The sequence below is a fragment of the Halocynthiibacter sp. C4 genome, assembly GCF_028823805.1.
GTDB lineage: Bacteria > Pseudomonadota > Alphaproteobacteria > Rhodobacterales > Rhodobacteraceae > Falsihalocynthiibacter > Falsihalocynthiibacter halioticoli.
The window spans coordinates 80070-106891 of record NZ_JAPEIE010000004.1 but is presented as its reverse complement, the minus strand read 5'-3'; the positions used below and the strand labels follow the sequence as shown (position 1 = coordinate 106891).

Annotated in this window: 24 protein-coding genes and 1 pseudogene; 5 read left to right on the top strand and 20 right to left on the bottom strand. The window is 58.5% G+C overall.

Annotated features, from left to right (window positions below; all coding sequences use genetic code 11):
- Positions 1-11: 11 nt before the first annotated feature.
- Positions 12-1091, top strand: a complete 1080-nt coding sequence (locus OU789_RS15065) for a type IV secretion system protein (protein WP_274656431.1) — start codon at positions 12-14, stop codon at positions 1089-1091.
- Between the two features lie 116 nt (positions 1092-1207).
- Here OU789_RS15065 and OU789_RS15060 read toward each other — a convergent pair whose 3' ends face one another.
- The 4 genes from OU789_RS15060 to OU789_RS15045 all read right to left on the bottom strand — a co-directional run bounded on the left by OU789_RS15060 (position 1208) and on the right by OU789_RS15045 (position 4153).
- Positions 1208-1543: a hypothetical protein gene (locus tag OU789_RS15060; RefSeq protein WP_274656429.1), complete on the bottom strand. Its 336-nt coding sequence runs from the start codon at positions 1541-1543 to the stop codon at positions 1208-1210.
- Between the two features lie 137 nt (positions 1544-1680).
- On the bottom strand, positions 1681-2880 hold the full coding sequence (locus tag OU789_RS15055) for a nucleotidyltransferase domain-containing protein (protein ID WP_274656428.1): 1200 nt from the start codon (positions 2878-2880) through the stop codon (positions 1681-1683).
- A complete protein-coding gene (locus OU789_RS15050; RefSeq protein WP_274656426.1) occupies positions 2877-3914 on the bottom strand; it encodes a CBASS cGAMP-activated phospholipase in 1038 nt (345 codons plus the stop codon). Before OU789_RS15050 ends, OU789_RS15055 begins: the two co-directional genes overlap by 4 nt.
- A 14-nt stretch (positions 3915-3928) precedes the next feature.
- Positions 3929-4153, bottom strand: a complete 225-nt coding sequence (locus OU789_RS15045; protein ID WP_068248055.1) for a DUF2188 domain-containing protein — start codon at positions 4151-4153, stop codon at positions 3929-3931.
- Positions 4154-4261: 108 nt separating this feature from the next.
- Here OU789_RS15045 and OU789_RS15040 point away from each other — a divergent pair, with 108 nt between their 5' ends.
- Both OU789_RS15040 and OU789_RS15035 read left to right on the top strand, forming a co-directional pair.
- Positions 4262-5341, top strand: coding sequence for an XRE family transcriptional regulator (locus OU789_RS15040; RefSeq protein WP_269745366.1), 1080 nt, complete (start codon positions 4262-4264; stop codon positions 5339-5341).
- Positions 5338-5844 carry a type II toxin-antitoxin system VapC family toxin gene (locus tag OU789_RS15035; RefSeq protein ID WP_274656419.1) on the top strand — a complete coding sequence of 169 codons (507 nt, stop codon included), beginning with the start codon at positions 5338-5340 and terminating at the stop codon, positions 5842-5844. The genes OU789_RS15040 and OU789_RS15035 overlap by 4 nt, the downstream gene beginning before the upstream one ends.
- Before the next feature lie 155 nt (positions 5845-5999).
- On the opposite strand, the gene OU789_RS15030 is transcribed toward OU789_RS15035, so the two are convergent.
- The 7 genes and pseudogenes from OU789_RS15030 to OU789_RS15005 form a co-directional block, all read right to left on the bottom strand.
- Positions 6000-8000 (bottom strand): type IV secretory system conjugative DNA transfer family protein, encoded by a 2001-nt coding sequence (locus tag OU789_RS15030; protein ID WP_274656417.1) that lies wholly within the window; start codon positions 7998-8000, stop codon positions 6000-6002.
- An 8-nt stretch (positions 8001-8008) separates the two neighbouring features.
- Positions 8009-10342, bottom strand: coding sequence for a relaxase/mobilization nuclease domain-containing protein (locus OU789_RS15025; protein ID WP_274656415.1), 2334 nt, complete (start codon positions 10340-10342; stop codon positions 8009-8011).
- A complete protein-coding gene (locus OU789_RS15020; RefSeq protein ID WP_058239117.1) occupies positions 10329-10910 on the bottom strand; it encodes a helix-turn-helix domain-containing protein in 582 nt (193 codons plus the stop codon). The genes OU789_RS15025 and OU789_RS15020 overlap by 14 nt, the downstream gene beginning before the upstream one ends.
- A 517-nt stretch (positions 10911-11427) precedes the next feature.
- Positions 11428-11634 (bottom strand): hypothetical protein, encoded by a 207-nt coding sequence (locus tag OU789_RS15015; protein ID WP_007120662.1) that lies wholly within the window; start codon positions 11632-11634, stop codon positions 11428-11430.
- Positions 11635-12170: 536 nt separating this feature from the next.
- Positions 12171-12266 (bottom strand): annotated as a pseudogene (locus tag OU789_RS16985) (DUF2493 domain-containing protein); the annotation flags it as partial.
- Positions 12267-12273: 7 nt separating this feature from the next.
- Positions 12274-13290: a nucleotidyltransferase family protein gene (locus tag OU789_RS15010; protein ID WP_274656414.1), complete on the bottom strand. Its 1017-nt coding sequence runs from the start codon at positions 13288-13290 to the stop codon at positions 12274-12276.
- A gap of 133 nt (positions 13291-13423) precedes the next feature.
- Entirely contained in the window at positions 13424-14353 is a 930-nt protein-coding gene (locus OU789_RS15005) for a DUF2493 domain-containing protein (RefSeq protein WP_274656413.1), read from the bottom strand.
- Positions 14354-14982: 629 nt separating this feature from the next.
- Here OU789_RS15005 and OU789_RS15000 point away from each other — a divergent pair.
- Together OU789_RS15000 and OU789_RS14995 are read left to right on the top strand one after the other, a co-directional pair.
- Positions 14983-15258, top strand: a complete 276-nt coding sequence (locus tag OU789_RS15000; protein WP_274656411.1) for a hypothetical protein — start codon at positions 14983-14985, stop codon at positions 15256-15258.
- Positions 15258-15590, top strand: a complete 333-nt coding sequence (locus OU789_RS14995) for a type II toxin-antitoxin system RelE/ParE family toxin (RefSeq protein WP_153217974.1) — start codon at positions 15258-15260, stop codon at positions 15588-15590. Before OU789_RS15000 ends, OU789_RS14995 begins: the two co-directional genes overlap by 1 nt.
- Before the next feature lie 173 nt (positions 15591-15763).
- Here OU789_RS14995 and OU789_RS14990 read toward each other — a convergent pair whose 3' ends face one another.
- From OU789_RS14990 to OU789_RS14950, 9 genes are all read right to left on the bottom strand, one after another.
- Complete coding sequence (locus OU789_RS14990; RefSeq protein ID WP_274656407.1) at positions 15764-16690, bottom strand: SMP-30/gluconolactonase/LRE family protein; 927 nt, start codon at positions 16688-16690, stop codon at positions 15764-15766.
- A 67-nt stretch (positions 16691-16757) separates the two neighbouring features.
- Positions 16758-18551: an IlvD/Edd family dehydratase gene (locus OU789_RS14985; protein ID WP_274656405.1), complete on the bottom strand. Its 1794-nt coding sequence runs from the start codon at positions 18549-18551 to the stop codon at positions 16758-16760.
- Positions 18552-18643: 92 nt separating this feature from the next.
- Positions 18644-20161: an aldehyde dehydrogenase (NADP(+)) gene (locus OU789_RS14980; protein ID WP_274656403.1), complete on the bottom strand. Its 1518-nt coding sequence runs from the start codon at positions 20159-20161 to the stop codon at positions 18644-18646.
- Positions 20158-21315 (bottom strand): fumarylacetoacetate hydrolase family protein, encoded by a 1158-nt coding sequence (locus OU789_RS14975; RefSeq protein WP_274656401.1) that lies wholly within the window; start codon positions 21313-21315, stop codon positions 20158-20160. The genes OU789_RS14980 and OU789_RS14975 overlap by 4 nt, the downstream gene beginning before the upstream one ends.
- 10 nt (positions 21316-21325) lie before the next feature.
- On the bottom strand, positions 21326-22276 hold the full coding sequence (locus OU789_RS14970) for an ABC transporter permease (RefSeq protein ID WP_274656399.1): 951 nt from the start codon (positions 22274-22276) through the stop codon (positions 21326-21328).
- Entirely contained in the window at positions 22273-23316 is a 1044-nt protein-coding gene (locus tag OU789_RS14965; protein ID WP_274656398.1) for an ABC transporter permease, read from the bottom strand. Before OU789_RS14965 ends, OU789_RS14970 begins: the two co-directional genes overlap by 4 nt.
- Complete coding sequence (locus OU789_RS14960; RefSeq protein WP_274656396.1) at positions 23313-24827, bottom strand: sugar ABC transporter ATP-binding protein; 1515 nt, start codon at positions 24825-24827, stop codon at positions 23313-23315. Before OU789_RS14960 ends, OU789_RS14965 begins: the two co-directional genes overlap by 4 nt.
- Before the next feature lie 69 nt (positions 24828-24896).
- Positions 24897-26024 carry a sugar ABC transporter substrate-binding protein gene (locus OU789_RS14955; protein WP_274656394.1) on the bottom strand — a complete coding sequence of 376 codons (1128 nt, stop codon included), beginning with the start codon at positions 26022-26024 and terminating at the stop codon, positions 24897-24899.
- A gap of 63 nt (positions 26025-26087) precedes the next feature.
- A complete protein-coding gene (locus OU789_RS14950) occupies positions 26088-26801 on the bottom strand; it encodes a FadR/GntR family transcriptional regulator (RefSeq protein WP_274656392.1) in 714 nt (237 codons plus the stop codon).
- Positions 26802-26822: the final 21 nt, after the last annotated feature.

Genomic DNA, 26822 nt, shown 5'->3' with positions numbered 1-26822 from the left:
GCTGATCCCCGATGAGCGTCGTCACCTACTTCGTTGAAACCTCCCAAGCCTATCTAGAAACCGCGGCCGAGACGCAGTTTGGCGCGGTCGCGGCAACGGTCGGCACGCTACTGGTTCTGGGCACAACACTGGTTGTCATTCTGGTCTTCATCAACATGATCTACCAGTATCGCGCCATGGACGGTCGAACTGCCTTTTGGCTTGCCGTGAAGGTCGGGCTGATAGGAATCTTCGCGGCCAACTGGGTCCAGTTCAATGCGCTTGCCTCAGCGATACTGAATGGGATCGACAGCATTGCCGGGGCCCTTGTTGCTTCTGTTGGCGGCGGATCACCAGGTCCGTCCGGTACCTTTGCAGAGGAATTCGACGATCTGATCGCAGCCCTCGGGGACTATCTGAATGCTGCGGGATCTGAGTTGAACTGGATGGCCGGCGCCTTGCTCGACACGCTTGGGGTACTGCTGCTCTCGATCCTTGGCGGGTTGGCGGCGTTCATTGTTGTAGCGTCACGGCTCATGATCGCCCTTCTGATCGGCATCGCGCCGGTCATGATCTTCCTGACCCTTTTCGAAGTGACAAAGGATTATTTCGCGCGCTGGTTATCCGCGCTCATTTCATTCGCGATGTATCCGATCGTAGTCGCCGGCGTGTTCGCGACGATCACGGGGGTGTCTCGGGCGCTTCTTGCCGAGCTTGGCGACCCGGAAGGGGCATCGAATATCGGGGCCCTTATCCCATTCTTCATGATGGTGCTGATGGCGAAGGGATTCATCATAGCAACGCCCTTCCTGGTTCGGGCAATTTCTGGGAACATCATGATGCCGGCACTCTCGGCCGGGTTCGGGGGAAGCTATGCCTTCGCCAGAGGGCTTGCAGGTAGCCAACAAGTTTACAATCGCTATGCCATCGGTGGCGCAACTGGGGCTGAATACGCAGCCCTTCGAGCGCGACAATTCTTTGGCGTGCAAGCCTTGCCGAGCCGACCAAATACTGCTGGAGGGCCAACTGCAGCTCGTCCGGGTGACGCAAACGGAACAGGCGCCCGAATGCTGGCACAGCTTTCAAGACTCGGTAGGTTGGGCAGGCGGTGACAGCCATGTGCCAAAAACTTGCCAAAACCGCAAAGGTTTCGCCGCGGGTTTTGTCATCGCTAAACGGTTGCCTCCTCGCGACACAAGGCACGTGGCCAAAAAACGAATGGACAATTTCAGCACCGAGCCACGGCCCTGCGCATCGCCCGATTGCCAACTGGATCAGGCTCTTCTCCGGGGTGTTGCCCTTCACCTTTCCAGTTGTCTGACCAAAGCCAATCTTCGAAATAATAGAGCCAAAGGTAAGTCCACGGAATGATGGTTTGGTCGATTCGCTTCCGCGCTTCCCATTCCCTGGCACCTGGAAGATGAAGACAGAGGCGCAGCGGATCTCTGTAGACGTGAGGCAAAGGACGCCCTGCCGCCAGCAACTCCAGATCCGGGTCGTCTATCTGAACATCGGGCGTTTGGCCCAGCTGAAACGTGATACTGGCAAGATAGGAGCGCGCCAAGGCGGTCGGTCGTATTGGCTCTTGCCATGTCAATTTGTTTGCGCGGACCTGCCCCACACCACTAATAGCCGGGCTTGCCTTCAGGAACAGCAGCTGCTGCGAAAGGGTCAGGTCGCATTGCCCGCCTCGTCCTATCATCAATCACCGAAGAACGTATTTGCTGGCACGGTGGTTGATGCTGCGACCTTCGATGTCGTCAGCCCGACCACAGGTGCGACAGAAAGCAGACCCGATTTGCGACCATCCGACACCGCATTGACGCGATTGCCGAGAACCCGTCCGGTGACACCAGAACCGAACGAACGCTCCATGATCAGGGACAAGCGGTCCTGACCGACTGCGTCTCGAAGGGCCTCAAAATCGGACAGGGCTTGCGCATGCCACGCATAGAACGCTGGTGCCCGGCGTTTATCCTTATTCCAGTTGTCTGCGAAGTTTTCCCCGTTGGTAGTCTCGTTCAGGATGGCATAGCCCCGCCGTCCGTCCAGAATGGGCCGGTCGATGAAGTGCGGCATCATCCGGATCGTTTCGACGAGCAGGTCCATTTCGTCCTGGAAGACGTGCTTGCGCACGCAATAGGCATAGGACTGCATTGCAAGGGTGGTAATGATGACGGAAATCGGGGCCACGTCTTGCGTGTTGTTCTCATAAAAAACGTCGCGGTGCCGTTTGAGCAATTGCACGATGCGGCGCAGGATACCCTTCACTGCTTCTCGGACAGGGAATGGCTCTACCTTCGCCTCGTCCCGCTGCATGGCGATGAACTTACCCACAAAGGTAGGTTGAAGTGCCGCGCGCTCGTCGAACAGTATCTTGTAGGCCCTCGGATTTGTCGGATGCCATTCTTTCAAAGCCCGGTCGGGCACCAGCTCGCCCCGGTTAATGCAGGCCGGGTTTGCGATAGTCGGGGACAGGTCAAGATGGAAGTCCCCCGCATAGTTAAGACGCCAGCAGCGCTTCTTTTCTTCGAGAATGCGCACGTAGGTGGTGTGTTCTTTCAGCCGATTGCCAACTGCCGCTTTTAGGACAGCCGGGGAGATGCCTGACGCGATACCTGCACAAAAGCAGATGAGATCGACATCGAATTCCCGCCGCCCGATCGGCTTCACGGCCGTTCCAAGTGCACTAGACCCTTGAAGATAGACCATAACACTGACGAGTAGCGGATCAGTCGATGCGGACAGCCAGTCTCCGACGGCACCATAGCTCTGGCGCGCACGATCAAACTGGGTTTCGGTGAGGTCCAGATCCTCGCCGATCTCGTCAAGGATGGTAAATATCTGCGTGCGCCGACGAATGTCACTGTCGGTCAGCGGCTGTCGCAACATCTGATTCATGCCGCATTCTCCTTGAGTTGATAGACCGGTACGAAGGCGTCGGCGGGCTGGGTGAAAAAGATCGGGGTCAGGTGGGGCTTTGCTCTTCGTGCTTCTGACATGCCCAGGCCCTTCAGGCGGCCGATCTTCGTTGTGTCATCCAAAGTGAAAAAACCACTCGGGACAGACGGCGAGATGCGGTAGATGCGATCCCCATCGTAAGGGTGTCCCGTCAGAAGTTTTGCCATACCGAGGGCGCCATGTGATTGCCCATCCGCGTAAAGGTTGAGGACTTTGAGTCCGAGACCGGCAAACCCGGGACTTTCGGGCAGCATGTAGACCTCGTCCAGACACCCCAGACTCAGAATGCGCAGGTCTGACGGATGCCACCCCAGAAGGGTGATGGCTTCGACGACGGCAATTGCCGTGGGGTTGTTGGCCCATGTCCCGCCATCGGTCAGGCCGATATCATCAGCAGTGCGATGTCGCTTGAAATACGTAGGTGCCGCTGCCGTTGCCAGAGCAGCATCCAGCGCAGTCTTGCGATAATCGGTTTGCAGGCGCATGTGATGCGCGGTCTTGTAGATATAGGGGCTGCGGAGATCGGCATCCCACGCTGGGATCACCAACCGGGTCTGTGAGTGCCCGATCAGATCGTCGTTCAGAACGGCCTTGAGCTCGCGGGCAAGAACTGCTGCATCGTGCTTTGGCCCGATAGCGTGCCGCCCTGTAGCGGTGAGGGTGCGCCAGGCCTGCTTCATCCACCCCGGGGACTCATCATCCGCCTTGTCCAGGCCGAAGATTAAAGGCCCGCGACGCTCGTAAAGGTCGAGCAGTTCCTTTGCCGTGCGGCCGAGACCAAGGCCAAGCGCGATAATGCCACCCGTCGATGTGCCTGCGATGAGATCGAAATAGCGCCCAATCGGCTGGCCCAGCTCTTCCTCGAGCCCCGCAAGGAACGCAGCCGGCATCGTGCCCTTGATCCCACCCCCGTCGATGGAGAGGATGCGACGTATCTGCCCTTTGTTCCCACCGCTGCTCATCTTGACATCCATTCCGCTTATGCCCTTCAGCCTTTCGGCGGATACGGGTCCTTGCCATAGGTGTTGCGCTCGCGGATGCGACCGTTCTCGCCGTGGATCAGCATCTCGCTGCCCTGACGAATGGCGGATTCCCGCGCGGCCGTGATGGCCTCGCGCTGCGTGCCGTGGACAGAAGACGCGCGGGAGCTACCCGCCCCCTTCACTGCCCAACCGCTCTGATGCGGCACAACGTGCTGATTTTTCTTAGACATTTCAAACCTCATATGTCGATTTCGGTTGACGTTTCTCCAACCTTGTGTTTAAATATACAGTAAGGATTGGCGTTTATCAACCACAACAATAACCGCCGGGAGAGAACCATGTTCGGACAAAGACTCAGGCTTGCCCGCAAGCGGGCGGGTCTATCCATGCAAGCGCTCGCAGAGCGCGTAACCCCAAGCGTGTCAGCGCAGGCCATCAGCAAATACGAGGCGGACAAGATGATGCCGTCCTCGTCGGTGCTGGTCGGCCTCGGCAAGGCGCTCGGCGTGTCACTGGACTTCCTGCTCGGCGGTCAGGTCGAAGCTCTGGAAAGCGTCGAGTGGCGAAAGAACTCGACTGCCTCGGCGCAGGATCGCGCGATGGCGGAATCCATCGTCATCGAGAAGCTCGAAGACTATCTCGCCATCGAGGACATCCTCGATATGCACCCCGCTGAAGACCCCTTCGCCGCGCTGCGCGTGGACATGGTGGCCGATGAAGAGGCCATCGACGCCAAGGCGCGGGACGTGCGGCGCGAGTGGCAACTTGGGATCGACCCGATCCCGAGTATGACCGCCCTGCTCGAAGACAAGGGGCTCAAGGTCATCGAGGCCGATCTCCCGGAACGCATCAACGGGCTGGCCTGTCATGTCGAACGGGCGGAAGGCGCACCGACTGAAGTGATCGTCGTCTCGCGGCACACCAATGTCGAACGCAAGCGCTTCAACCTCGCCCATGAGCTCGCACACCGGATCATCACCGAAACCGGCAATGCCGCGCTGAAAAAGGAACCCTCGATGCACCGCTTCGCGGGGGCGTTCCTCATTCCGCGTGAGCATCTGGAAGAGGAAGCTGGCCGAAACCGTCACGGCATGACCTGGATAGAGATCATGCGGCTCAAGCGCACCTATGGCGTCTCCGCCGCCGCGATGCTCGTGCGGCTCGGCCAGGTGGACATCCTGTCGAAGAGTGCCGTGGAATATGCGTTCAAGACCTATGCGCGAAGCTGGCGGCGCGAGGAGCCGGAACCTATCGGTCCAGGCGAGGGCTTCGCGGCCTTCGAGAAGCCGCAGCGCTTCGAGCGCCTCGTCTGGCGCGCGCTCGGCGAGGAGATGATTTCCCCCGTGCGGGCGGCGCAAATGCTCGGGCTCCCCTTGAGCGTTGTCGAACGCGACATCAGGGGGCCTCGTGACCAGTGACCTGTGTTGTCGTCAATGATGCGTCCTGTCTGATCGACTTGAAGAAGGGAGAGTTGCTGCACGTCCTGCTGCGGCTGCCCTATCGCTTCATCGTGCCCCTGCCCATCCGTGAGGAGGAGCTGCTCGATTTCACGGCGCAGGAATGGCGGATGCTCGAAGACGGCGGTCTCACCACCTACGATCTGCCGGGCGAAGAGGTCGCGCGGGTTTTCGCTCTAAAGCGGAAACATAGCCGCCTGTCAGCCAATGATTGCTTCGCCCTCGTGACGACAACCTGCCAGGAAAACGGCATCCTCCTGACCGGCGACAACCTTCTGCGCAAGGTCGCCACCGCTCGCGCGGTGCACGTTCATGGCGTCCTCTGGATCATCGACGAGCTGCACGCCGCCGAAGCCTGCGATGTCGGGCTTCTTGTCTCCGCCCTGCAAATCTGGCGGGCCGATGAGGCGGTCTTTCTACCCCCCACCGAGATCGACAAGCGGCTGCACCGTCTCGGGGCATAATCTGAACAAGGTGGAAATGGCTGGTCCCTGCCCACGACGTTCCGAGCGAAAGATCGAACGGTCATGCAAACCAGCCCCTTTTTTCGGCGTCAAAAAGCATCGTTTGTGACATTCAGCCTTACGGGAGCTACGCGCAGGTCGCTATGCCCGCCACGTTATCGAGCCACCAGCTTTTCGCCGCCCTCTTCCTGCAGCATCGCTTCCATGTCTTCCAAGCCATCGACAGCAGAGCGCATCTGGGCCTCATCATCCACGCCCACTGTCTCAGCATCCGCAACCGGGCCCTCAAAATCCATCTCCATCTGGCGTTGTTCCTCGGCGACGACGGCTTGAACAACTGGCGCGGTCTTCTTTGGAGCGAGATGGGTTTGCTCTGACGATTGGCCATCGCCAGCCTGGCTCGCCCTCTCCACATCGGCTTCTATTCCCCCTGGCCCATCCGACGGCGGCGTCATCGGCATGGCGCGCACACTCAGCGGCAGCGTGCCTTGCGATCCCCCTCCCCCCGGCTTCGGAAACGGCAATTCACCCGTCTGCGCCGCGTGGATCGCCTTGAACAGCCGGTCGTCAAAATACTGAATCCGCTTTGCACGGACCGGCATCTGCGCATCGATCACCATGACGATCTCATCGAGCGGCAGGCGGCGCGCCTCATCTTCAGGGAGCAAGGAGCTTTCTTCGGTCCGGGTCGACTGGCTGCGTCCTTCAAAGGGGTTCTTGCCGATGGACTGGGAGCGCGTGATGACGGTTTTCGTGGCCTTGCCAACCGCCTTGCTCAGTTCCTCGACGGTTTTTTCATCCGAGGGCGTCAGGTAAAGCTTCACGCCCGCGTTGCCCTGCAGGGCGCGGCGGGTGTTTTCGCCATAGATTTCATCGAGGGCGGGGATGGTTTGTGTCACGACGGCCAGGTGACCGCCATAGGTCCGCAGGGTCTCGATGCTCTCGACCACGATGGGCATCTTGCCGAGACGGTTGAACTCGTCGAGCATGATCATCACGGGCCACGGCTCGTCTGGCCCGGGGTCCTTTTCCTGCATGGCCGAGAGGAGATCGGAGAAAAACAGCCGGATCAGCGGCGCGAGCGGCTTCACCATCAGCGGCTGGACCACGAGATAGACCGAAAAGGGCTTTTTCCGGATCGTGCGGAAATCAAAGTCCGAGACTGCCGTCGCTTCATCGATGGCCGGGTTCTGCCATTGATCGAGCCCCGAGGTCATCAGGAGCGAGACGTAAGAGGTCAGGGTGTCATTGTTGGTCGAAGCCAACCGCGTGAAGATCAGTTTTGCGGCCCGGTTATCCACCTCGTGGCCGCGCGCGAAGTATTCCTTCTGCTTGTTCCCGCCCGAGGCCGCGATGCGATAGATCTCGCCCAAGGTGGGGCGCTTGCGCTGGAAGGCCAGCAGGCCTGCCGCCACGAAGAGATCGATCCCGCCCTTGAGGAGGCCCTGCACCCGGTCATTGTCGCTCTGCAGGAACAGCGTCGCCAGGAGCTGCAGTTCCATCTGCTGGCGCGCGGGATCTTTCAGTTGATAGATGCGCAGGAGCGGGTTGTAACGATGCGTGCGCTTGCCCTCCCAATCGGTGGGGGCAAAGCGATAGACTTGGTCGCCTTGGGCTGCGCGGTGCCGGGCCGTTGCCTCGAAACACTCGCCCTTCACATCGAGCGTCACGGCAGAGCCTTGCCAGGTCAGCAGGTTCGGAATGACGAAACCCGTCGTCTTGCCGCGGCCCGTGGGCGCCACGATTAGCGCATGCGGGAAAACCTTCGAGCAAATGTAGTTGGCGCGGGAGCCCGGCGTCCCCAGCTTGCCGAGGATGAACCCGGTACCGGGCGCCCCGAAAAAACCATTGGCCTTCATCTCGCGCGCGGTCTGCCAATGGGTCTGGCCAAAGCGTGTGAGGGCGGAGCCCGAGAGGGCGAGGCTCAGCATCAGGCCGGCAGCCGCGAAGCTGCCGATGATCAGGTGAATAAGTTGCGCGTCCTCCGGTCGGCGATCAAGGATCGCCAGATAGTTCTGCGCGATATAGGCAAAGTCGATCTCGGCCCCGAAGCCGAGATCCTGGTAGGCCAGCACCGCCGAGGCGATGGTATAGCCCATGGCCCCGGTCACAAGCGTCACCAACAGGACGCCTGTGGCGATCCGCGCTTTTCCCATGGAGGCGCTCAATGGACCTGACCCCGCTCGGTCTCGCCATCCACGTCTGTGGTGCGGTGTTTTTCGTATTCGGTGTCGGCAAGATCATCGACCACCTGGCGCAAGGCCTCGGTGTTGGCCGTTGCTGCATCCGATTGCAGGTAGACCTTGGCGACATAAAGCCGGTCGAGGCGGTCCTCGAGAACCTTGTCCAGCGCATCGGCATCGCCGGATGTGAGCCGCTCGAGTTGACGGTCATCCAGCACCCGCGCGATCTCGTCGCGGAAGGCGTCCCGCTCCGCCTCGGTCTCGAAGGGCGCGGACAACTCCCCCGCCCGCTCATGGTCCAGGACAGGCGCAATCTCGTCTGCAAGGCGGTCGGCACGGTCAGACTGCGAAGCAGTTTCACCGCGGGCTGCGAGGAGTGCGTCGCGCGTGCCAAACCCAAGCCCGTCGCGCATCTCGTTTTCGCGGCGGACCTGATTGATGACCTCCGTGTCGCGTATCTCGACGACGGCCGCATAGGTCGCGCCGAGCCCGCGGGCGAGGTGGGACGGGATGTCCGGATAGCGCGCTCGTAAGTCATCCGTGACAGCATCTGCAACGGGCGTGCGGAGGTCGCGTCCCTCCATGATGCGGTCGACCTCGCTGGTGATCTCGCTGGCGCGGGCCACATCGGTGATGGTCTCCCTGTAGGGCTCAGACCGGTCGATCACATCGCCGGGGCGTGCGAGCAGATCCGGGTGTGCCTCGAGATACGCGCGCTGCTCCGTCTCGATCCGGCGCTCCGCCCTTGAGACAACCTCCCAGTCCCGGTCCTCGATCTGCTGCGCGGTCAGGCCCTCTGCGCGCATCTCCTGACGGATTGTCCCTTCCATCGCCCGCACCGCGCCCTCATGATAATGGAACTGCTCGCTGATCGGTTCCGCTTCCATGACGCCATCCCGGTGCAGCACGTTTTCCCGTTCCAAGAGCGTGCCGAGCGCGACATGCACATCGTTGAGACTGTCTCGCGCCTGTTCCAGATCGGCGCGGCGCTCGAGGTTCAGGTTCCGCGCCTCGGCCACTTTGGAGAGATCATTGGCGATCCATTGATGTTCGAGCGCTGCATTTGACGCGCCCGTCTCGATCCGGGCCACCACTTCCGATGTGCTGATCCCTGTGCCCCGTAGTGCCGCGTCAATGCGCGATCTCAGGTCGGGCTCGGCCAGTCGCTCGCGCTGGCTGGCGTCGATATTGGCTTCGGAATAGATCCCGCCCTCCGAGGGGGTCTCTGACAGCGTGGATGATCGCAGCCCCAAGGGCTGCATGTGCTGGACCTGCGTCTGGATCTCGATGAGGCGCTTTTCCAGCACGGGACGTTCCGCGTCAGACTTCTCGGCGATCATGCCCTGCACCCGCGCGAGCTTTTCCGCATAGAGGCTTCTCAGATCCTCGAAGCTTTGATCCTCGGCCATATACACATCTCCTGTTCGGTCCATCTGTCCGCCATGCGCCAGCACCTCGCCCGCGCGGAAGAGTGCCGCGGCAATATCCTCGCGGGCTTCACGCGAAGCCTCCGCGGCAAGCGAATGGTAGACGGTTCTGGTGTTGGCGATCTCCGCCAGCGTCCGGGTCAAGTCGGACCCCACACGTTCCCGCTCGTGGGGCGCGCGACCCTCTTCTTTCGCGGCGTAGATCTCGCTGGTCCGGGCCGGGTAATGCACGACGCCGCGCTCCACCCGCCGCGTGGCTTCCAGGCGCACGCCGTACTTCTCCGCCTCCTCGACCATGGCGAGGCGAAAGTCGTCATAGTTGAACCGGTGGTTGCGCCCGAGGAAGAAGAACTCGCCTTCTTGCGAGCGGCGGTTCAGCACCAGATGCGCATGGGGGTGATCGCGGTCCTCATGCACCGCGATGATGTAGTCGAAATGCCCCTTATCAGTCTGGAAGAACCGCTCGGCCACGTCCGTCGCAATGTCGCGCACATCCTCGCCCCGCGTGCCAATCGGGAAGGACATGAGCATGTGTGTGGTCTGGCCCAGCTTGGGCTTGAAGCCCGCATCCCACCGTTTGGCAAAGCGCTCGGTCAGGTCCTTGATGTCACCCGCCTCGAGCTTGGACTTGCCATCCAGGAACCCGCTACTGTCCACGATATGGGTGGACTTGGTGGTGAGGTAATCGAGCTGGTTTGCGAGCTGCGATTTGGTATGCGTGCCCCCACCCCGGATCGCCTTGAAGACCGCTGGCCGATGCCCTGCTGCCGCGCGCGAAAGCTGGCTCTGCTTGGCGACATGCAGCCCCTGCATCGAGCCTCGGATTCGGCTCCAGCCGTCCCGGAAGACCTCGCCAGTGACGGTATGGACGGCATCATTCAGCCGCATGGGCAAACTCCCTCAGCGCGGCCGTAGCCTCCAGCTGCATCGCGTCGCGACGACGGCGCAGGAGCAGATCGATCTCGTCAGCAGAATCCAGGATGAACCGCGCCAGCCCGCGCATCTGCGCAAGCCGCAATTCGGTGAACTCCGAGCCGCCCCCCTGCCCCTGCCGATTGGCCTGAGTCATCTGCTTGGCGATCTGCGCGACCCCATTGCCGACCTCGTGCAGAGAGGCCCTGTAGCGCGCCATCTCTGCTGCCATCTGCGCATCCGGAACGAACACCCCGCCTGCCGCCTGAATGAGCCGCCGCAGCCCCTCGGCCCGGCTCTCGATCCCGGCGGCGGCCAGCACCTCGTCGAGCGCCGCAAGCTCCGCAGCGGTGACCTTCACACTGACCGCCGAGACCGGGATCGCGGCATCCGTCTGGCGCTCGGCATCGGCTTTCAGGACGTAGCGCACGGCCCGCGACGTAACCCCAAAACGCTCCGCAAGTTCAGACGTCGACACACCCTCCGCGGCCTCGCGAACGATCTGCATTTTCTCGATCTCTGTCAGGCGTTTTGTTCGGGACATGCGGAAGAAAGACCCCCTATTTCCTGCCACCTTCCACCAAGGCCGCCCCACCTTACGATAATATACCAAGATGTCAATTATATACTTACGTCGCATTCGGTCTCAGGCAGCCTTGGTGTCCGCTTCCCCCGCGGCCCGCAGGGACGCGGCTCTGCCGCCCTCACCACCGGGCGACCCACCTGTCCTAGGGGTCCCGTCCACCAGCCCCGCCCGAGGGTCTGGCCGAACGCCAAGTGTTCGGACGGAACCGCGGGCGGGCGCAAACCCCACCGACAGGGCGGACAGGCAGGGTCAAGGAGGGCCAGATTTGGCTCCGCCAAATCTCTGCCGCAAAAACCGGGAGGCCCTGGCCGACAGGTTTTTGTGGATGGCCCCCTTGAGGCTGACTGGCCGGTCTGTCGCGGCCTGGTCATTCCGGGCGGAGTGCGTCCGTTGAACGCGCAAGGACCAGCATCCCTGAAACAGGGATCGGGCCGCCCCAAGATCGTCCCGGCGCGGCCCATCCTCGTCAGAGGATTCAGTCCTGGGGATCTTTCGCGCTCGGCGGGAACATCACCAGCTCCGAGACCGCGACCGGAAAATCGAGCTTGAGGCTGAAGAACTCCGAGCCATCCCCGTTGCGGGTGTTGCGGAACATGGCGCCCACGCGTTGAAAGCGGGTGCGCTCCTGGCCATCGGTATCGGTGAACTTAACGGGGACGGTGGCGACGTAGTGGTTGGTCATTTGGGTTACTCCTTGTTGCGATGGGGATCACCCAGCACGGGGGCAAGAGGCCCGGTCGCAAGCGCAAATGCGGAGGGTCCGCGGCTCCGCCGTGGAAGCCGTATTTGTGCTTGCCGAAGCGTGAGCTGAGGGCACGATTGGGCCGACCCCGTGCGATCCACATCTATGAGCAAAAAGGAGTGATCCGGATGACCCTTGCCATCACGCAGCCGCCACCATCCGCGTCCGCGTCCCGCCGAGCCTGGCCGGGGTGCTGACGGAGCCCGCCCGCGTGGATGCGATGTTCCGAAACACGCCCGGAGGGACGTGCAGGTGTTCAGCCTCATGTGCGACGTCTCGACCCCTCGGTCTTGCGCTGCTGACGATGTGCGAGGTGCGCACCATCCCCAGCCCGTACCGATGCGGATGGACCGCACTCTGACGGACCGGGTAGAGGGATAACGGTACTGGACGCCGCAGACTGCCGATCACGCGTGACCGATCGCACGCGCTATGAGACATGACGAAAGGGCCGCGCCAAGCGCGACCCCCTCTCTTCAATCCTGCGCATTCTTCTTCGCCGGGTCCGCAACCCGCATGACCGTCAGACCTTTCGCTTCCGCCTTCTGCCCGAGGATCAGCGCGACCCTGTTGCGGCAATCACACTCCCAACCCGTCGAGGATTAGTTTCGTCTCAGGCATCCGCTTCAGCGAGTTGCCGATGTGCTCGCGCCAGCGCGGACCAATCTCCAGAGCAGCGGCATAGGCGCGGGCCAGATCATCAGGGCGGTCCTCGGCCATTGCCTCGATCAAGAAAGCCGCCTGCTCACGGTCCTTCGCGGATTTCAGGCTCCCTGCCCCATCGCGGCGCCGGTCGGCAATGATCAGTTTGTGGATCGCATAGCGCTCTGGACGCGGGATCTGCACGAGTATGCCAGATCGATAGATCGCCGCCGCATGAATCGGCTCGGCAATCAAGAAGTTGAGATAGTTCAAACCTTGGGCGTTCACGCCCAATGCTGGCAGATCACGGATTGTCTCATCTCCGAAGGCCGGTGTGAGAAACTCGACCAACTGGCCACTCCCGCCCTGGGACCATCGCCAGGTTCGGCCTTGGTCTAGAGCCGGTAAGGGATCAAATTTGAGCGCCGCGAAGGTCTCGGCCAGACCGGGGTCGACCTGATCCTGCAGCGCGATGCTGAGCTTTTCGAACTGGGCGATGTCGATGTCGCCGGTATTGGCCATGCCCCCCAAGGGCAGACGGATACCGAGCTCGCCCTCATAGAGCCGGAACGCGTTTGTCCCGACGATGGTGCCGCCCAAACGGAAAGTCCCGGCTGCCGCCATCGCCGACAGGATGGAACCGGTTGCCCGGTCGGTGGGAGTCATGGCTTCGGCGCGCAGAAGTCGAACGAGCCGCGACCGTTCTGCCTGCCGGTCCTTGGCAGTCGCGCGCAGCTCCTCAATCCGGTCGATGCGCGCGCGCGTCTCGTCGTTGTCTTCGCCGATATAGATGAAGCGCATCTCCGTTCCGACGCGTCGCGTTGCGTACCAATAGGCCTTGTCGCCGCGCTCTTTGAGCGTGGGCTTGCCTTCCACACCGGACAAAGCGTCGTCCTTCAAAAGACGTACCAGATCGGTATAGGCGCTCATCGCGATGCTGCCGAGAGGGGTCATGCCAATCATTTCCAAGTTTTGCTTGGCACGGGTATACCTATCAAAACATAAAATTGCTAGGCATAAGTTTTGTGTGGCACCGTCACTCCGATGAGAAAAAGAAGAAGGGCCGCCCGAAGGCGACCCTCTATGTTCAAGTCTCCACGGTCTTCTTCGACGGATCCGCAACCCGCATGACCGTCAGGCCTTTCGCTTCTGCCTTCTGCCCGAGGTTCAGCGCGACCCCGTTGCCGCCGAAGAGTACAACGCCCGTTGCCGCGAACTTGTCGTCCAGCATCTCGTCGTTGCACTTGAACGGTGCCGCCCGCCCATGCGCGGACCAGCGCGGATCGAAGCGCGCTTGGGCGACCCCGCGTGCCCGGGCCCACCGAGCCGCAATCATCTCCGCCCCGCGCTTGCCACCCTTATGGCAGAGAAAGATCTCCTGATTGCGGTTCTGCTTGATCCGTTCGCGAACCTTGTCGAGCGTGTTGAAGATCACATCGACATCGGTCCAGTCAGTGGCGCCTGAGACGATCAGGGGAACCCCCTCGACTTTCGATTTCGCGGCAGTCTCGCGGTCGTGCTGCTCGAGGAGCTGCCGTGCCTCGAAGACCGCCCCGGTCTCTTGCGCCCGGACGCTTGCGCGCGACCCGGCTGCCGGGATGAAGGCGTGACCCGTCTCGATCTCGTAGCATTCCGCCGCAGCCTCGCTCATCACCTCGATGGCGCTAACAATCTCGCGCAGCTGCACAAAGCGCGCCTGCGCCTCTTCGAGCGCGGTCTCAGCGATCTCCGATCCGTCATGGGATTTTGCCAGCGCGCCGATCTTGTCGGCGGTGCGGTCGACCTCCTTGCCGAGTGCCACCTTGCGGCGCTGCAGGATCGTCGCGAGCCCATGAGCCAGCGGTTCGATTTCGGCTTCAAGCCCAGTCCCGCGCAGCTGACCGAGCAGAGCCTCGAAGCTCTCGCGGATGATATGGTCGGTCAGGATGTGATCGTCCGGGATCGGCAGCTGCGCGTCCTTCTCGGTCAGCCCAAAAAGCTCGATGGTCTCGTAGGTGTTTGCAGTGTCGTAAGCCATGTCTGGTCTCCAGTGTTCGTTTCCAAGGCCACCACGTGAGTGTGGGGGCATGGCCGAATGCCTGGTTTCCGAATCTGCCCGGGTCAGGGACGGCGCAGCCGCCGGCTTGCCGGGCGCAAAAGTTTTCCGCGCGCAGCACCGGACACATGCGCGCCCTCACGCACGGGACCATCCCGCGCCACATGCCCCGCCCCCGCCGAAAAGTTTTGCGATCCTTGACGCGGGCTGATTTGGGGGCCATCCGGAGGATATGCTTCCGCACTCATGTGTGTGTGTTTTGACGGTAGGTTTGCCCGACCCGAGCATGCAAACGGCCCGACCGGACGCGGGAGACGGATGGAGCGACGGGATCGTTTTGGCCTCGGGCCAAAACAGACCAGAGCGCAATCCGGCGGAGCGGCCGGGGAGGGACGTGCTCGCGAGGCGGGCAAACCGGGGGCCTGGGTGCAACGCAGCGGTGAGGCCGCATGGCCGAATGCGCGACGGACCGAAGGGCCGTTCTCCCCTGCGACACGCGCAGCCGAGCTGGGGAGGTCGACAGGCTGTTGACACATTTCGCTCGGTCGGCCTGACTTACTTGCCAGAAGCGGCAAAATTCGGTAGTCTATTGGAGCACCAAGGAGTTTGCCATGAGCGTTCAAAAGCAATCTGTCAGTTTCACCGACACGGCCTACACATTTGCCAAGGAACTGGTCGAAGCTGGAGAGTACCCAAATATGAGCGCGGCTGTTTCGGGTGAATTGGCGAAGGCCAAGGCAGAGCGAGATCGTGAACGGTCTCTGCTCGAAGCAGAATTGGAGCGCCGTCTGTCTCTGCCTCTCGATCAATGGGAACCCGTCGGCGATGCCGCCGACGTCACTAAAGGCACCCGGGCCCATCTTGCCGCGATGGCCCAAAAGACCTGATGCGATTTATTAGGCATCCGTTCTTCGAACGGGACCTTATCGGTATCGTTGATCATATTGTTGAGGTGACCGATGGTGACGTTGCAGCCGCGAGCCGTCGCCTGGATGAAGTAGACGCGCTCTTAGAAGCGATTGCCTCAAGTCCAAACTCAGGCGTCCGGCTGAACGGAAAACTGGATGGATGGCTCGTGCGCCATGGCGGCGCCGGTCAGCGACTGACCATCGTATTCAAACCGGATGCAGACGCCGGGCAGATTTATCTCGCTCTTGTCGCGTTCGGCGGCCGAGATTGGATGCGGCTCGCGTCGGCAAGACAGGTGTTCGCTGACTAGCCTTAGAGCAATGGAGAGGCCAAGAAGTTGTAGACTGAACCTTCGCTGCGCCGTGCGCGAACTGGTAGGATGCGGGACGTAACTGACGTTGGCCGCAGCTATGCTTATGGCAGCTTCCTGAACATTTGCGCCGATCGGGACGGACAGTGGCATAAGTCACTTGAGACTTGACCCTAGGTGGTTGGGCGTGTCCAAGGTTCGGCCCCTTGCGTATTCACAAACACTTGGAAAACAGAGGTCGTTGCCGTGATGAACAAGCTGTGCCCATTTTGGCCACCAAAACACAGGTTGGATACTGTCTCGGGTATCAGAATTTTGCCCAAGAGTTTCCCGTCGGACGCAAAGCAATGTACGCCGTCGCCGGCCGAGGTCCACACGTTGCCCATCGTATCGACACGTAATCCATCTGGAATGCCGCAATCGATAGTGGCAAATGTTCCGCGATCCGTAAGAGTAGCCCCATCGACATCGAACTGGCGAATGACGGCTGGCACATCAGGGTCGTGACTGGCCCCGCTTTCTGCGATGAACAGTCGCGTTTCGTCGCGTGAAAATGCAAGTCCGTTTGGCTGAACGAAGTCGGATACGGTCGCAGTGCAGGTCCCCGTTTGCGGATCTATGCGGAACACATTGCGGGCGTCCTGTTCTGGTTCCGCCTGAAAGCCTTCGAAATTCGACAATATGCCATAGGACGGGTCGGTGAACCAAATGGCCCCATCCGAGGCAACCACAAGATCATTCGGCGAATTTAGGCGTTTGCCTTGATAGGACGACGCAAGTATCGTCAGAGAGCCGTTACTTTCGGTACGAACAACATCACGGGTCCCGTGCCGACATCCAACCAAACGGCCGTTCTGATCTCTTGAATTGCCGTTGTTAAAATTCGATCCACTGCGAAAAATCGAGACACCTTCAGTGTGGCTCCAGCGCATAATACGCTGTGACGGAATGTCTGAAAACAGAAGGCAGTTGTGATCACCGATCCAAACGGGGCCTTCGGTCCAAGTTAAACTATCCGCGATCTTTGATAAACGCGCCAGTGGATGCACCAATTGTAAGAACCGATCATCTCTAACATCCAAGTGTGAGGGCATTTTCATATCAATTCCTTTTCAAGAAGCATAGTAACGGCCTAGCATCCTGTTCAGGCTCATTTGGGCCGTTCTGTCAGTGGCTGTCACGCGGGAGCCTATTTCGTATCTTTTGGTATTTGGTCGCGAAATCCAAGCATCCACCGTCGGCGAGCTGACCCACTTTCTCGCGATAGAGTTCCTCCCATGGTGTTTGGTGCTCAAGCACTGGCGCAACCCAATTGTCGATACGCCGTTGCCATTCGTCCGGATCGACCAATGCATTCAGGGAGCGAGTATTCAAATCCAGCCTCACGCGGTCACCGTTCTGCAGATAGGCCAAGCCGCCCCCAACAACCGATTCTGGCGAAGCATTCAGGATCGACGGGCTTTCCGATGTGCCTGATTGACGGCCATCTCCGACTGTTGGCAAATGGGCGATACCCTGTTTAATCAAGGCATCCGGTGGCTGCATATTCACAACTTCGGCTGAACCCGGAAAGCCTATGCAACCGGTTCCGCGAATGAACAAAACGCAGTTTTCATCAACGCCCAGATCAGGATCATTGAGCGTCGCGTGGTAATGTTCGGGTCCATCAAACACGATCGCGCGGGCTTCCAGTGCGTTCTCATCACCCGTGCGAGACAGAAAGCGCTTTCGAAAATCGTCCGAAATTACAGAGGATTTCATAAGCGCTGAAGCAAACAAGTTACCGCTTAGAACAAGAAATCCGGCATTCTTGCGAAGTGGGTCAGCGACGCTTCGGATCACGGCTTTGTCCTCGCTGCGGGTGCCTTCCAAGGTCTCACCCAAGCGTTTGCCTGAGGCGGTCATCACGTCGGTGTTCAATAGATCGGCTTTGTTCAATTCGCCCATCACCGCGGGCACGCCGCCTGCTCGAAAAAATCTCTCTCCCAGAAACTCGCCTGCAGGCTGCATGTTGACCAACAAAGGCACTTCGAAACCGAAATCCTGCCAGTCTTGGATGTTTAGTTCGACCCCCACGTGATGGGCGATGGCCTGAATGTGGGGCGGCGCATTTGTTGAACCGCCTAAAGCCGTTGCAACGCGGATCGCGTTGACGAACGCGTCACGGGTCATAATTTTGGACGGGGTCAAGTCTTCATGGACCATGTCCACGATGCGCTTGCCCGTCTCATAGGCCATGCCCATCCTCTCGCGAAATGGCGCGGGTATCGCAGCACATCCCGGCAACGACATTCCAAGGGCTTCGGCCAAGGCGTTCATCGTGCTGGCGGTGCCCATTGTATTACAATGCCCTAAAGATGGGGCCGACGCACATGCGCGGCTGATGAATTCGTCGTAGTCAATGACGCCTTCGGCCAGCAGGCGTCTGCTTTCCCAGATGATCGTGCCAGACCCGGCCAGTTCACCCTTCCACCAGCCATCCAACATCGGCCCACCCGACAAGGCAATTGCCGGAAGATCCATGGTCGCGGCCCCCATCAACAAAGCAGGCGTCGTCTTGTCACATCCCGTTGTAAGAACGACACCGTCCAAAGGGTAGCCGTGCAAGATCTCGACAAGGCCCAGATAGGCAAGGTTCCGGTCAAGTGCTGCAGTCGGGCGTTTGCCGTTTTCGTGCAGGGGGTGGATCGGAAATTCGATAGGGATGCCGCCTGCGTCGCGAATACCCGCTTTGATCCGGTCGGCCAGAAACAGATGAATTTTGTTGCACGGCGTTAGCTCAGATCCGGATTGTGCGATACCGATGACGGGTCGGCCAGATTGCAACTCCTCGGGGGTGAAACCGTTATTTTGATATCGCTCCAGATAAAGGGCCGTCATGGCCGGATTATTTGGGTTGTTGAACCATTCCTCTGATCGAAGCTTTCCGTTTGCTCTAAAATTGTCGCGATAATCGGTCATTGGAATGATATCTTTCGTTTAGTTGCTATAAGTTTTCGCCCGCTCCCCTAGGAGCATGAGGGGGAGGTCAATCTCGCTTCGTTCCATCCAGTTCAGGCCGTCAGGTCTTCTGGCAGAATATCGGATGGGATGTTCTGGTAGCAGACAGGCCGAAGAAACCGGCGGATCGACAACGTGCCAACAGATGTTGCGCCAAAATTGGTCGAAGCAGGATACGGTCCGCCGTGTACCATTGTGTCACTGACTTCGACACCTGTAGGGAACCCGTTTGCCAAAATCCGTCCAGCTTTACGCTCCAGTATTGGCATCAGGTCGCTTGCGATGGAACTGTCAGCTTTCGACATGTGCAATGTGCAGGTCAATTGCCCTTGAAGGTGGCGTGCACAGGTCAGCATTTCCGCGATGCCGGAGACGTGAACAACAAGGCCGAGCGGGCCAAAGACCTCTTCTCCCAAGACGTCGTTTGCAAGGAATTCTTTGGCTGTGGTGCTGAACAAATTGGGCGATGCATAGCGCGGATCAGCCTCGGTTCTTACCAACTCGTCCACGTTTTTCGCATTGGCCACTGCTTGGGCGCCGCCGCGATAGGCGCTTGCAATCCCGTCCGTAAGCATCGCCTGCGGGCCAACCTCGCGCAGCGCCTGTGTGGCCGCGTCACAAAATGCATCCGCGTCCGTCCCTGCGACAACGATAGCAAGACCGGGGTTGGTGCAAAACTGTCCAGCCCCCATTGTGAGCGAGGCTGCCCAGCCCTTTGCGATGTCACTTGCGCGTTCTGCAAGAGCATTTGGCAACAAGAACATTGGATTGACCGAGCCGAGTTCGCCAAAAAACGGTATTGGTTCGGGGCGTGCAGCACAAAGATCAAACAACGCCCGCCCGCCTGCAAGGGATCCGGTAAAGCCCACCGCCTTGATCAGCGGATGCTGGACAAGGGCTGTGCCAACATCACGTCTGCCACCTTGGATGAGGCTAAAGATACCTGGGTCGACATCACATCGATTGATGGCAGCATGGATCGCCTCGGCCACGATTTCGCTTGTGCCCGGGTGGGCGGAGTGGCCTTTGACCACGACGGGGCATCCGGCTGCGAGGGCCGCCGCAGTGTCGCCGCCAGAAACCGAAAATGCCAAAGGGAAATTGGAGGCGCCAAAGACAGCCACGGGACCGATTGGGCGCTGCAACATATACAACTCCGGACGCGGGATTGGCTGGCGATCTGGCAAGGCTTCGTCATGCCGTCTATCCAGATAATCACCGTCGACAATATGCTGTGCGAAGAGCCGTAGCTGCCCTGTGGTGCGTCCACGCTCGCCTTGAAGGCGCGCTTCTGGCAGGCCTGTCTCTGCGCTGCCGATTGCGGTTATGTCATCGCCGCGCAGGTCGATTTCTTCTGCAATCGCGATCAAGAGATCGGCACGAGACTGTCGTGATGAACTTGAAAATGTGCCAAACGCCGCCTCGGCCAGATCTACGGCTTGATCCACCAGATCAACGGTTCCCACTGAAAAACGATGCGCTTCACCATGTGTCGGCGCAGATTGAAACTGATCGTGAGAAGAGATCCAAGCGCCACCAATCAAGTGGTTTCCATGTGGTGTAAAGGTCATAGCAATTGCCTTTCAGACAGGTTTTTCATCAATGCGCGGGCCCCAAAGACCCAAGGCGGACACACTGTGGACAGCGCAACAGTGTTGCGAAGTTCCCCAAGCGTGGGCGTCGAAACCGACACGACATCGCCGAGTTTATGCGTGAACCCCTGCCCAGGGGTGTCGCGGTCTTTGATCGGTGCGAACATGCTGCCCAGATAAAGCATCATGCCATCGGGGTACTGATGGTGTGGTCCCAAGGTCTGGCTGACTATGCTTTCCGGCGGGCGGCTGATTTCGCTCATCGCGCAGGTTTCTTCGAGCACAAACCCATCTGTGCCTTCGATGCTTAACCTGATGTCAGCGCGCTTGATATCTTCAAGCGTGAAGGCCGCGTCGAACACGCGAATGAACGGGCCGATCGCAGCAGAGGCATTATTGTCCTTGGCCTTTCCCAACAACAAGGCGGAGCGCCCCTCAACGTCTCGCAAATTGACATCGTTGCCCAGCGTCGCACCGCGGATCGTGCCGTCCGAGGACACAGCTAGAACGACTTCCGGTTCGGGGTTATTCCACTTCGACACCGGATGCAGACCGACCTGCGCAAAGGATCCGACAGACGACAGGGGCTGCGCCTTGGTAAACACTTCGGCATCAGGACCGATCCCGACCTCTAGGTACTGTGACCACAGGCCTTCGGCTTCCAGCACAGCCTTAACCTGGTGTGATTGCTTTGATCCGGGCTCAATGTCTTTGAGCGAACCACCGATGATCTTTGCAACATGTTCACGAATTTCGGCGGCGCGGGTCAAATCACCAGCGGCGCGTTCCTCGATGACGCGCTCGATCATGGACTTTGCAAAGGTAACGCCAGCGGCCTTGACCGCCTGAAGATCGCAAGGCGAAAGCAAGTGCAGCTGATCAGGCGCGCAGTTTGCATCACGTGATGTGTGTTCCAATTCCTCCAAGCTACAAATCAGGGTGCCCTCGATTGCGTTGAGGGTGGAATGGATGTCGCTTTCCTCAAGAAGGCTCGCCACTGTGGGAACCGCGTGGCATGTGATGTCCCAGACGTTTTCGTCACGTATGTGGACGACAGATGGTCCGATCCCCGGGCGCCAGACACGCCCGATATTTGTGCCGCCGGATTGCAATCCAAATGGGTTCTGTTGCACGTGATCCCCCCTAGTTCTGTTTTCCACGGCCATAGACCAACAACATCGTGATGATAACGACGCCGTAAATGATCTGGCGGTAAGATTCTGGCATTTGCATTATCGAGAGGACCGAATTCAGAAACACGATCAAAGTCGCGCCGATGAGGGTCCCCAGATAGCGGCCGCGCCCCCCCAGAATATGGGTGCCACCCAAGACAACGGCGGCAATCGCGGGCAACAGGTAGGGGGTTCCCATATCCTGATAGGCTTTGGCCGAATAGCCGGCCAGCAAGATACCAGCAGTGGAAGCACAGAGCGCGGATGCGACGAAAGATCCGACAATGACGCCGCGCGTGCGAATGCCCGAAAGATAGGCTGCGCCTTCTTTTACGCCGACCGCGTAGATTGACTTGCCGAACCCCGTTTTGGTCAGGACCACCGTGATCACAATCGAGACAAATACCCAGACGAAAATGGCAACTGGGATGCCTAGAATGGTATCAGCCGCCAGATACCGCATGAGCGCAGATGCCTCGGTCTGCGGCGCAAACCCACCCGTATGTGCAACCATCAAACCACGCAAAACGGAATCGACCCCAAGCGTAAAGATCATCGAGGGGATGCGCAGGAACGAAACGCCGAACCCGTTCAGGAGACCAACGGCCAAACCAACAGAAAGACCCGCAGGGATGGCCCAGGGGCCGCCTACGGTCGTTGCCATCATCGCCGCCGCCGTCATGGTCCAGGGGACAGACAAATCAATATGCCCAAGCAGTACCACCATCATCATGCCAGCGGCGCAAATGCCCAAAAACGATCCGATCTGCAGCTGTTGTAAAAGGTAGGACGGTGTGAGCAAGGGGGCAGTGCCCTGTGTCGTCAAGGTATAAGCCGTCCCAACCATCAGAATGACAAAGGTCGTTAGAAGCGCAATGATTAGCGGACGATCTGCGGGCTTTGAAAAGTTCAGTAAAGTCATCGGAAAAGCCCCAGTTTGTTTTTGACCTTGAATGTGCGCAGCGCGCCAAGGCTGACAGCCAAGAGAAGAACCAGTCCTTCGATAAGCGGTTGTAGCAACGGATCGATGGATAGGATGCGGAAGAAGAAGGAGATGATACGCAATATGAACGCACCGATCATTGACCCGATCGGCCCACCGGTGCCGCCCATCAAGGAGGTGCCGCCAAGCACAACGGATGCGATCGAATTAAGAGTGTAGGTTCCAGCCTGAGCAATGTCGGCGTTGCCAGAAGATGTTTGGATGGCCAAATAAAGCCCGCCACATGAGGCAAAGAAACCTGCAAGCGTAAACGCTGCGATCTTGGCCCGTTTGATGGGTAAACCAGACAGATGCGCCGCGCTTTCTGCTGACCCAATCGCATAGATCGTGCGACAGGTTACGGTGCGTTTGAACGGAATCCACACTCCCAAAGCAACGACCAGCAGGATAATCAGAGGCATCGGGATATTCACGAATGGCTGTATCCACGCGGCGTTTCCATTGTCGGCAAACCCGTAGGTTTCCGCAAAATCGAAAACAGCGTTTGTCATGGCCCAATTGAGATCGCCGTCGATGTCTCCGCCGGGGGAGGGGCGCAAAATCAGGGCAAGACCAATGGCGATGGCGCCAGTTGCCAAAGTCGCAATGATCGGTTGGATGCGACCATAGACCACGATCAATCCGTTCATCAGGCCAAATGCCGTGCCCGCCGCCAAGGTTAGAAAAGCGCCAAACAACATCTGCATTGGCGTGCCTGTCACAACGTGGGATGCAATCGTATTCGTCAGCGTCATGACAGCGCCGACAGACAGATCCAAGCCCCCTATCAGAACGGGGATGGTCTGGGCGATCGCGACAAATGCCAAAGCGACAACTTCATTAGAGTTCTGCACCAAAACGGCCGTCGAGAACCCACGCGGGTGCATCGATTGATAGGTAATGAACAGGATTGCAAATAGAACGAGCGCTCCTGCGAAGCCGCGATTTCGCAAGACGGTGGCTTTGAGTTTACTAATCATGCCAAGTCGTCCCTATGAATATTCAGTGAGGCGGCAATGATTGCTTCTTCGGTGAGCGCATCGCCTTCCAATTCTGAGACAACGCGCCCATCGTACATGACGCAAACTCTGTCGCAGCAGCCGATGAGTTCTGCGTAGTCTGTGGAATAAAGCAGAACTGTCTTTCCCGCTTCGACGAGATCGCGCATCAAACGATAGATCTCTTGCTTTGTTCCAACGTCAATCCCACGGGTTGGATCATTCAGCAGAATGATATCAGGATTAAGCATCAACCACTTAGCGATCACTACCTTTTGTTGGTTCCCCCCAGACAAAGTCTCTACCGGATCGTCAGCGCTTCCAACTTTGATTTGCAACAGCTCTATGGCTTTGGTTACCGCCTCGTCGGCCAAGTTGCCCTTGATGATACCTGCCTGAGACACGCTGCTGTAATTGGGCAGCAAGATATTGTCGCCAATCGACAGATCCAGCATCAAGCCTTCTGTTTTACGATCCTCAGGGACCAGTGCAAGCCCTTGTTGCTTGGACTTTGCTGGCGAGGATGGTTTGTACGTTTTACCGTGAACCTTTATCTCGCCCGTCACGCCGCGCAGTGCCCCAAAAAGACCAAGCAACAGCTCTTTGTGGCCCTGTCCATCAAGCCCGCCGAGTCCAACAATTTCTCCTGCGCTCACTTGTAAATCCACGCCCTTAAGACTGTTTTCCCAACGCAAATCAGACACGGACAGGGTTGTTTTGCCGATCGGGTTAGCGCGTTTAGGCGGGTATTGAGCCGTGATTTCACGCCCAATCATCAATTGGACAATTTCGGTTTCACTCAACTCGCCTTTGTCAAAGGATTGGATATGTTGACCGTTGCGAAATACGGATAGGCGATCACACAAGGCGTCGACTTCTTTCATGCGGTGACTAATGAAAATGCAGGCAACACCATCTGCGCGTAGCTCGCTTATAAGTTCGTAAACGGTTTCCACGTCATTACTTGTCAGCGCAGAAGTCCCTTCATCCAAGATCAAAACACGCGGATTTTTGGCAAGGGCTTTTGCAATTTCAATCATCTGACGGCGCGAAAGGCTGAGCTCGCGAATTTGTGCGTCCGGATCGACATCCTCACACTTGATCCGCGCGAGCAGTTCAATCGCCATCTGGCGTTGTTTGCGCGTGTCGATCAATCCCAGCCGACGGGGCGGCTTATCAATGAAAATGTTCTCTGCAACGGTAAGGTCAGGCACCAACGACAACTCTTGAAAAATGCAGACGATACCATCTGCGGTCGCTTCAGCTGTAGAACGGTAAGAGACTGAGGTGCCGTTGTTCAGGATATGCCCTTCGCTTGGCTCCAAGACCCCCGAAAGGATTTTGATCAGCGTAGACTTGCCCGCGCCGTTTTCGCCGAGGATCCCGTGGATACTGCCAGGTTTGCATGAAAAATTTACATTGTCCAAAGCCGTGATCCCACCGAAATAGCGAGACACTCCGTGCAGCTGAACAATAGCGTCGGATGCGTTCATGATTGATATCTTACTGAAGAGTGCGTGGGTGCCGGGTGATATTTTGCAATCACCCGGCGCTTTGTTTTGTTAGCTGTCGGATTCGTCTTCGGCCATAATTGAAGGACCGGAGATGTTCACGTCGCAGGGTGGGAACTCGTTCACGGTGAAGAAGTTATCGGGAAGTTCACTCCAGAAATTCTTACCGTCTTCCAGCTCGTCATAGGTCGCAACGGGCAGCGGAACCGAGATCAACTGAGGCATCACATTGCCCTCAAGCGCCGAAACGGCCGCTTTCATCGCAATCGCAACCAATCCCGGTGATTGACCGATCGAGATCCCCTTGAGGCCATCATCGGAGTATTCCGAAAGGGCCTTGCGGTAGCCGTTCTCGGATTCACCTGACACAGGCACCCAAGGATGGCCGCTGTCCTGAAGGGCCTGAACCATTCCGTTAGAGCCGCCTTGTGCCACTACAGCTGCGAATTCGCCATGCACCGCGATGGCGTCGGCAACAACTTTTTGTGTCGTGCCATCATCCCACATGCCAACAACGGAAACCATTTCCCAATCGCCGCCATGGGCTGCGAAAACTTCGTTGATCCCGATTGAACGGTCGCGATCCACAGAGTTGCCCGGAAGGCCACGCACTTCCAAGATTTTGCCGCCCGTTACGCCTTTTGCATCCAGTTCGCCCAGAACAAATTCGGCATACATGCGCCCCATGGCAAGCTGATCTTCGTTGACCTGCATGACCTTGTCTGTGTCCAACACGTTGTCAAACGGGACAAGAACGACGTCGTTGCGATCGGCCAGACGGATAACACGGTCGAAACCATCGGGGCTAACAGCAATCGTGATGATCGCATCGTAGCCTTGGTTGATGAAGTCTTCGATCGCGCCCAGCTGTGCAGGTGCGTCTGTCCCGGTCGAAACGACCTTGAAGTCGGAAATCTTGTCAGCAATCGACGGGTCTTGCGCAAAGGCTTTGGCCGTTTTGATCATTTGGATGCGCCAAGTGTTTCCCACAAAGCCGTTCACGACGGCAACGCGGAACGGGCCTTCACGCTCTTCCCATTGCATGAATTTGGTGTCGGCGGTCCATGGTGCAAAGCAACCAGGGTTTACACCTGGACCCTCTACAATTTCTGGACCGGCAAAAGCGGCCCCGGCCATCAACGCCGCGCCAGCTGTCAAAGTTGCTAGTGTTTTGTACATTTTTTCCTCCCTGGAATGTTTTGGTACTGTCGCGCCTCGACAAGCATTTGATTTAGATTGTTTTTATTGGTTTTCTGACGTATCGAAGTTCACGATCCCGTTCTCAAGATGTGACTTCATTAGATATTGGTAGGCGAGCCGATCGCGAGATTCTAACGCGCTGATGACGCCTTCATGCTCTTCAAATGTCGCCGTTTTGAAGGTGTCCGGGGTCTTCCCGTTTTTCATGATCCTGAGGATCACGGGCTTCATCAGGCCGTAGATATCCAAAATCGCCTTGTTGCGGAGCACACGGATCAGCCGGGTGTGAAACTCAAAATCATGTTCTGAGGCGACGTTGATTTCACTTGGCTCTTTCAGTTTGGAGTTGATCCGCCGCAGATCAGAAATGTCCTCATCTGTGATCTGGTCGAACAGTACCTCAACCGAGGACACCTCCAAGAGGCCGCGAAATCCCTGAATGTCTGAAAAGGTCTCAAGAGAGATGTTCATGACGTTGAAGGAGAACATTTCAATGGCGGAAGACATTCTGTTGTCGACGATTGTCGCGCCAACTTTTGGGCGGACCTCGACCACGCCATAGGTCTTCAAAATGCGCATCGCTTCGCGCACCGTATTGCGGGACGCGCCGAAAATTTCGCACAGCTCTTTCTCAGTCGGCAACTGATCTCCGACGGTTAAACCGCGCTCACCAATGAGCTGTCGCATTTGGTCAACGAGCTCGTCCACGGCAGATCGCGCAGCAGTAGATTTACTCATGTTGGCAATTTTGGTCATCGGTCTCTTTCCGTTCTGGCT

What these genes read in the sequence shown, in the direction of transcription:
- OU789_RS15065 (WP_274656431.1), top strand. Translation starts at nt 12, where the DNA reads ATGAGCGTCGTCACCTACTTCGTTGAAACCTCCCAAGCCTATCTAGAA.
- OU789_RS15055 (WP_274656428.1), bottom strand. Translation starts at nt 2,880, where the DNA reads ATGAATCAGATGTTGCGACAGCCGCTGACCGACAGTGACATTCGTCGG.
- OU789_RS15050 (WP_274656426.1), bottom strand. Translation starts at nt 3,914, where the DNA reads ATGGATGTCAAGATGAGCAGCGGTGGGAACAAAGGGCAGATACGTCGC.
- OU789_RS15045 (WP_068248055.1), bottom strand. Translation starts at nt 4,153, where the DNA reads ATGTCTAAGAAAAATCAGCACGTTGTGCCGCATCAGAGCGGTTGGGCA.
- OU789_RS15040 (WP_269745366.1), top strand. Translation starts at nt 4,262, where the DNA reads ATGTTCGGACAAAGACTCAGGCTTGCCCGCAAGCGGGCGGGTCTATCC.
- OU789_RS15030 (WP_274656417.1), bottom strand. Translation starts at nt 8,000, where the DNA reads ATGGGAAAAGCGCGGATCGCCACAGGCGTCCTGTTGGTGACGCTTGTG.
- OU789_RS15025 (WP_274656415.1), bottom strand. Translation starts at nt 10,342, where the DNA reads ATGCGGCTGAATGATGCCGTCCATACCGTCACTGGCGAGGTCTTCCGG.
- OU789_RS15020 (WP_058239117.1), bottom strand. Translation starts at nt 10,910, where the DNA reads ATGTCCCGAACAAAACGCCTGACAGAGATCGAGAAAATGCAGATCGTT.
- OU789_RS15015 (WP_007120662.1), bottom strand. Translation starts at nt 11,634, where the DNA reads ATGACCAACCACTACGTCGCCACCGTCCCCGTTAAGTTCACCGATACC.
- OU789_RS15010 (WP_274656414.1), bottom strand. Translation starts at nt 13,290, where the DNA reads ATGACCCCTCTCGGCAGCATCGCGATGAGCGCCTATACCGATCTGGTA.
- OU789_RS15005 (WP_274656413.1), bottom strand. Translation starts at nt 14,353, where the DNA reads ATGGCTTACGACACTGCAAACACCTACGAGACCATCGAGCTTTTTGGG.
- OU789_RS15000 (WP_274656411.1), top strand. Translation starts at nt 14,983, where the DNA reads ATGAGCGTTCAAAAGCAATCTGTCAGTTTCACCGACACGGCCTACACA.
- OU789_RS14995 (WP_153217974.1), top strand. Translation starts at nt 15,258, where the DNA reads ATGCGATTTATTAGGCATCCGTTCTTCGAACGGGACCTTATCGGTATC.
- OU789_RS14990 (WP_274656407.1), bottom strand. Translation starts at nt 16,690, where the DNA reads ATGAAAATGCCCTCACACTTGGATGTTAGAGATGATCGGTTCTTACAA.
- OU789_RS14985 (WP_274656405.1), bottom strand. Translation starts at nt 18,551, where the DNA reads ATGACCGATTATCGCGACAATTTTAGAGCAAACGGAAAGCTTCGATCA.
- OU789_RS14980 (WP_274656403.1), bottom strand. Translation starts at nt 20,161, where the DNA reads ATGACCTTTACACCACATGGAAACCACTTGATTGGTGGCGCTTGGATC.
- OU789_RS14970 (WP_274656399.1), bottom strand. Translation starts at nt 22,276, where the DNA reads ATGACTTTACTGAACTTTTCAAAGCCCGCAGATCGTCCGCTAATCATT.
- OU789_RS14965 (WP_274656398.1), bottom strand. Translation starts at nt 23,316, where the DNA reads ATGATTAGTAAACTCAAAGCCACCGTCTTGCGAAATCGCGGCTTCGCA.
- OU789_RS14960 (WP_274656396.1), bottom strand. Translation starts at nt 24,827, where the DNA reads ATGAACGCATCCGACGCTATTGTTCAGCTGCACGGAGTGTCTCGCTAT.
- OU789_RS14955 (WP_274656394.1), bottom strand. Translation starts at nt 26,024, where the DNA reads ATGTACAAAACACTAGCAACTTTGACAGCTGGCGCGGCGTTGATGGCC.
- OU789_RS14950 (WP_274656392.1), bottom strand. Translation starts at nt 26,801, where the DNA reads ATGACCAAAATTGCCAACATGAGTAAATCTACTGCTGCGCGATCTGCC.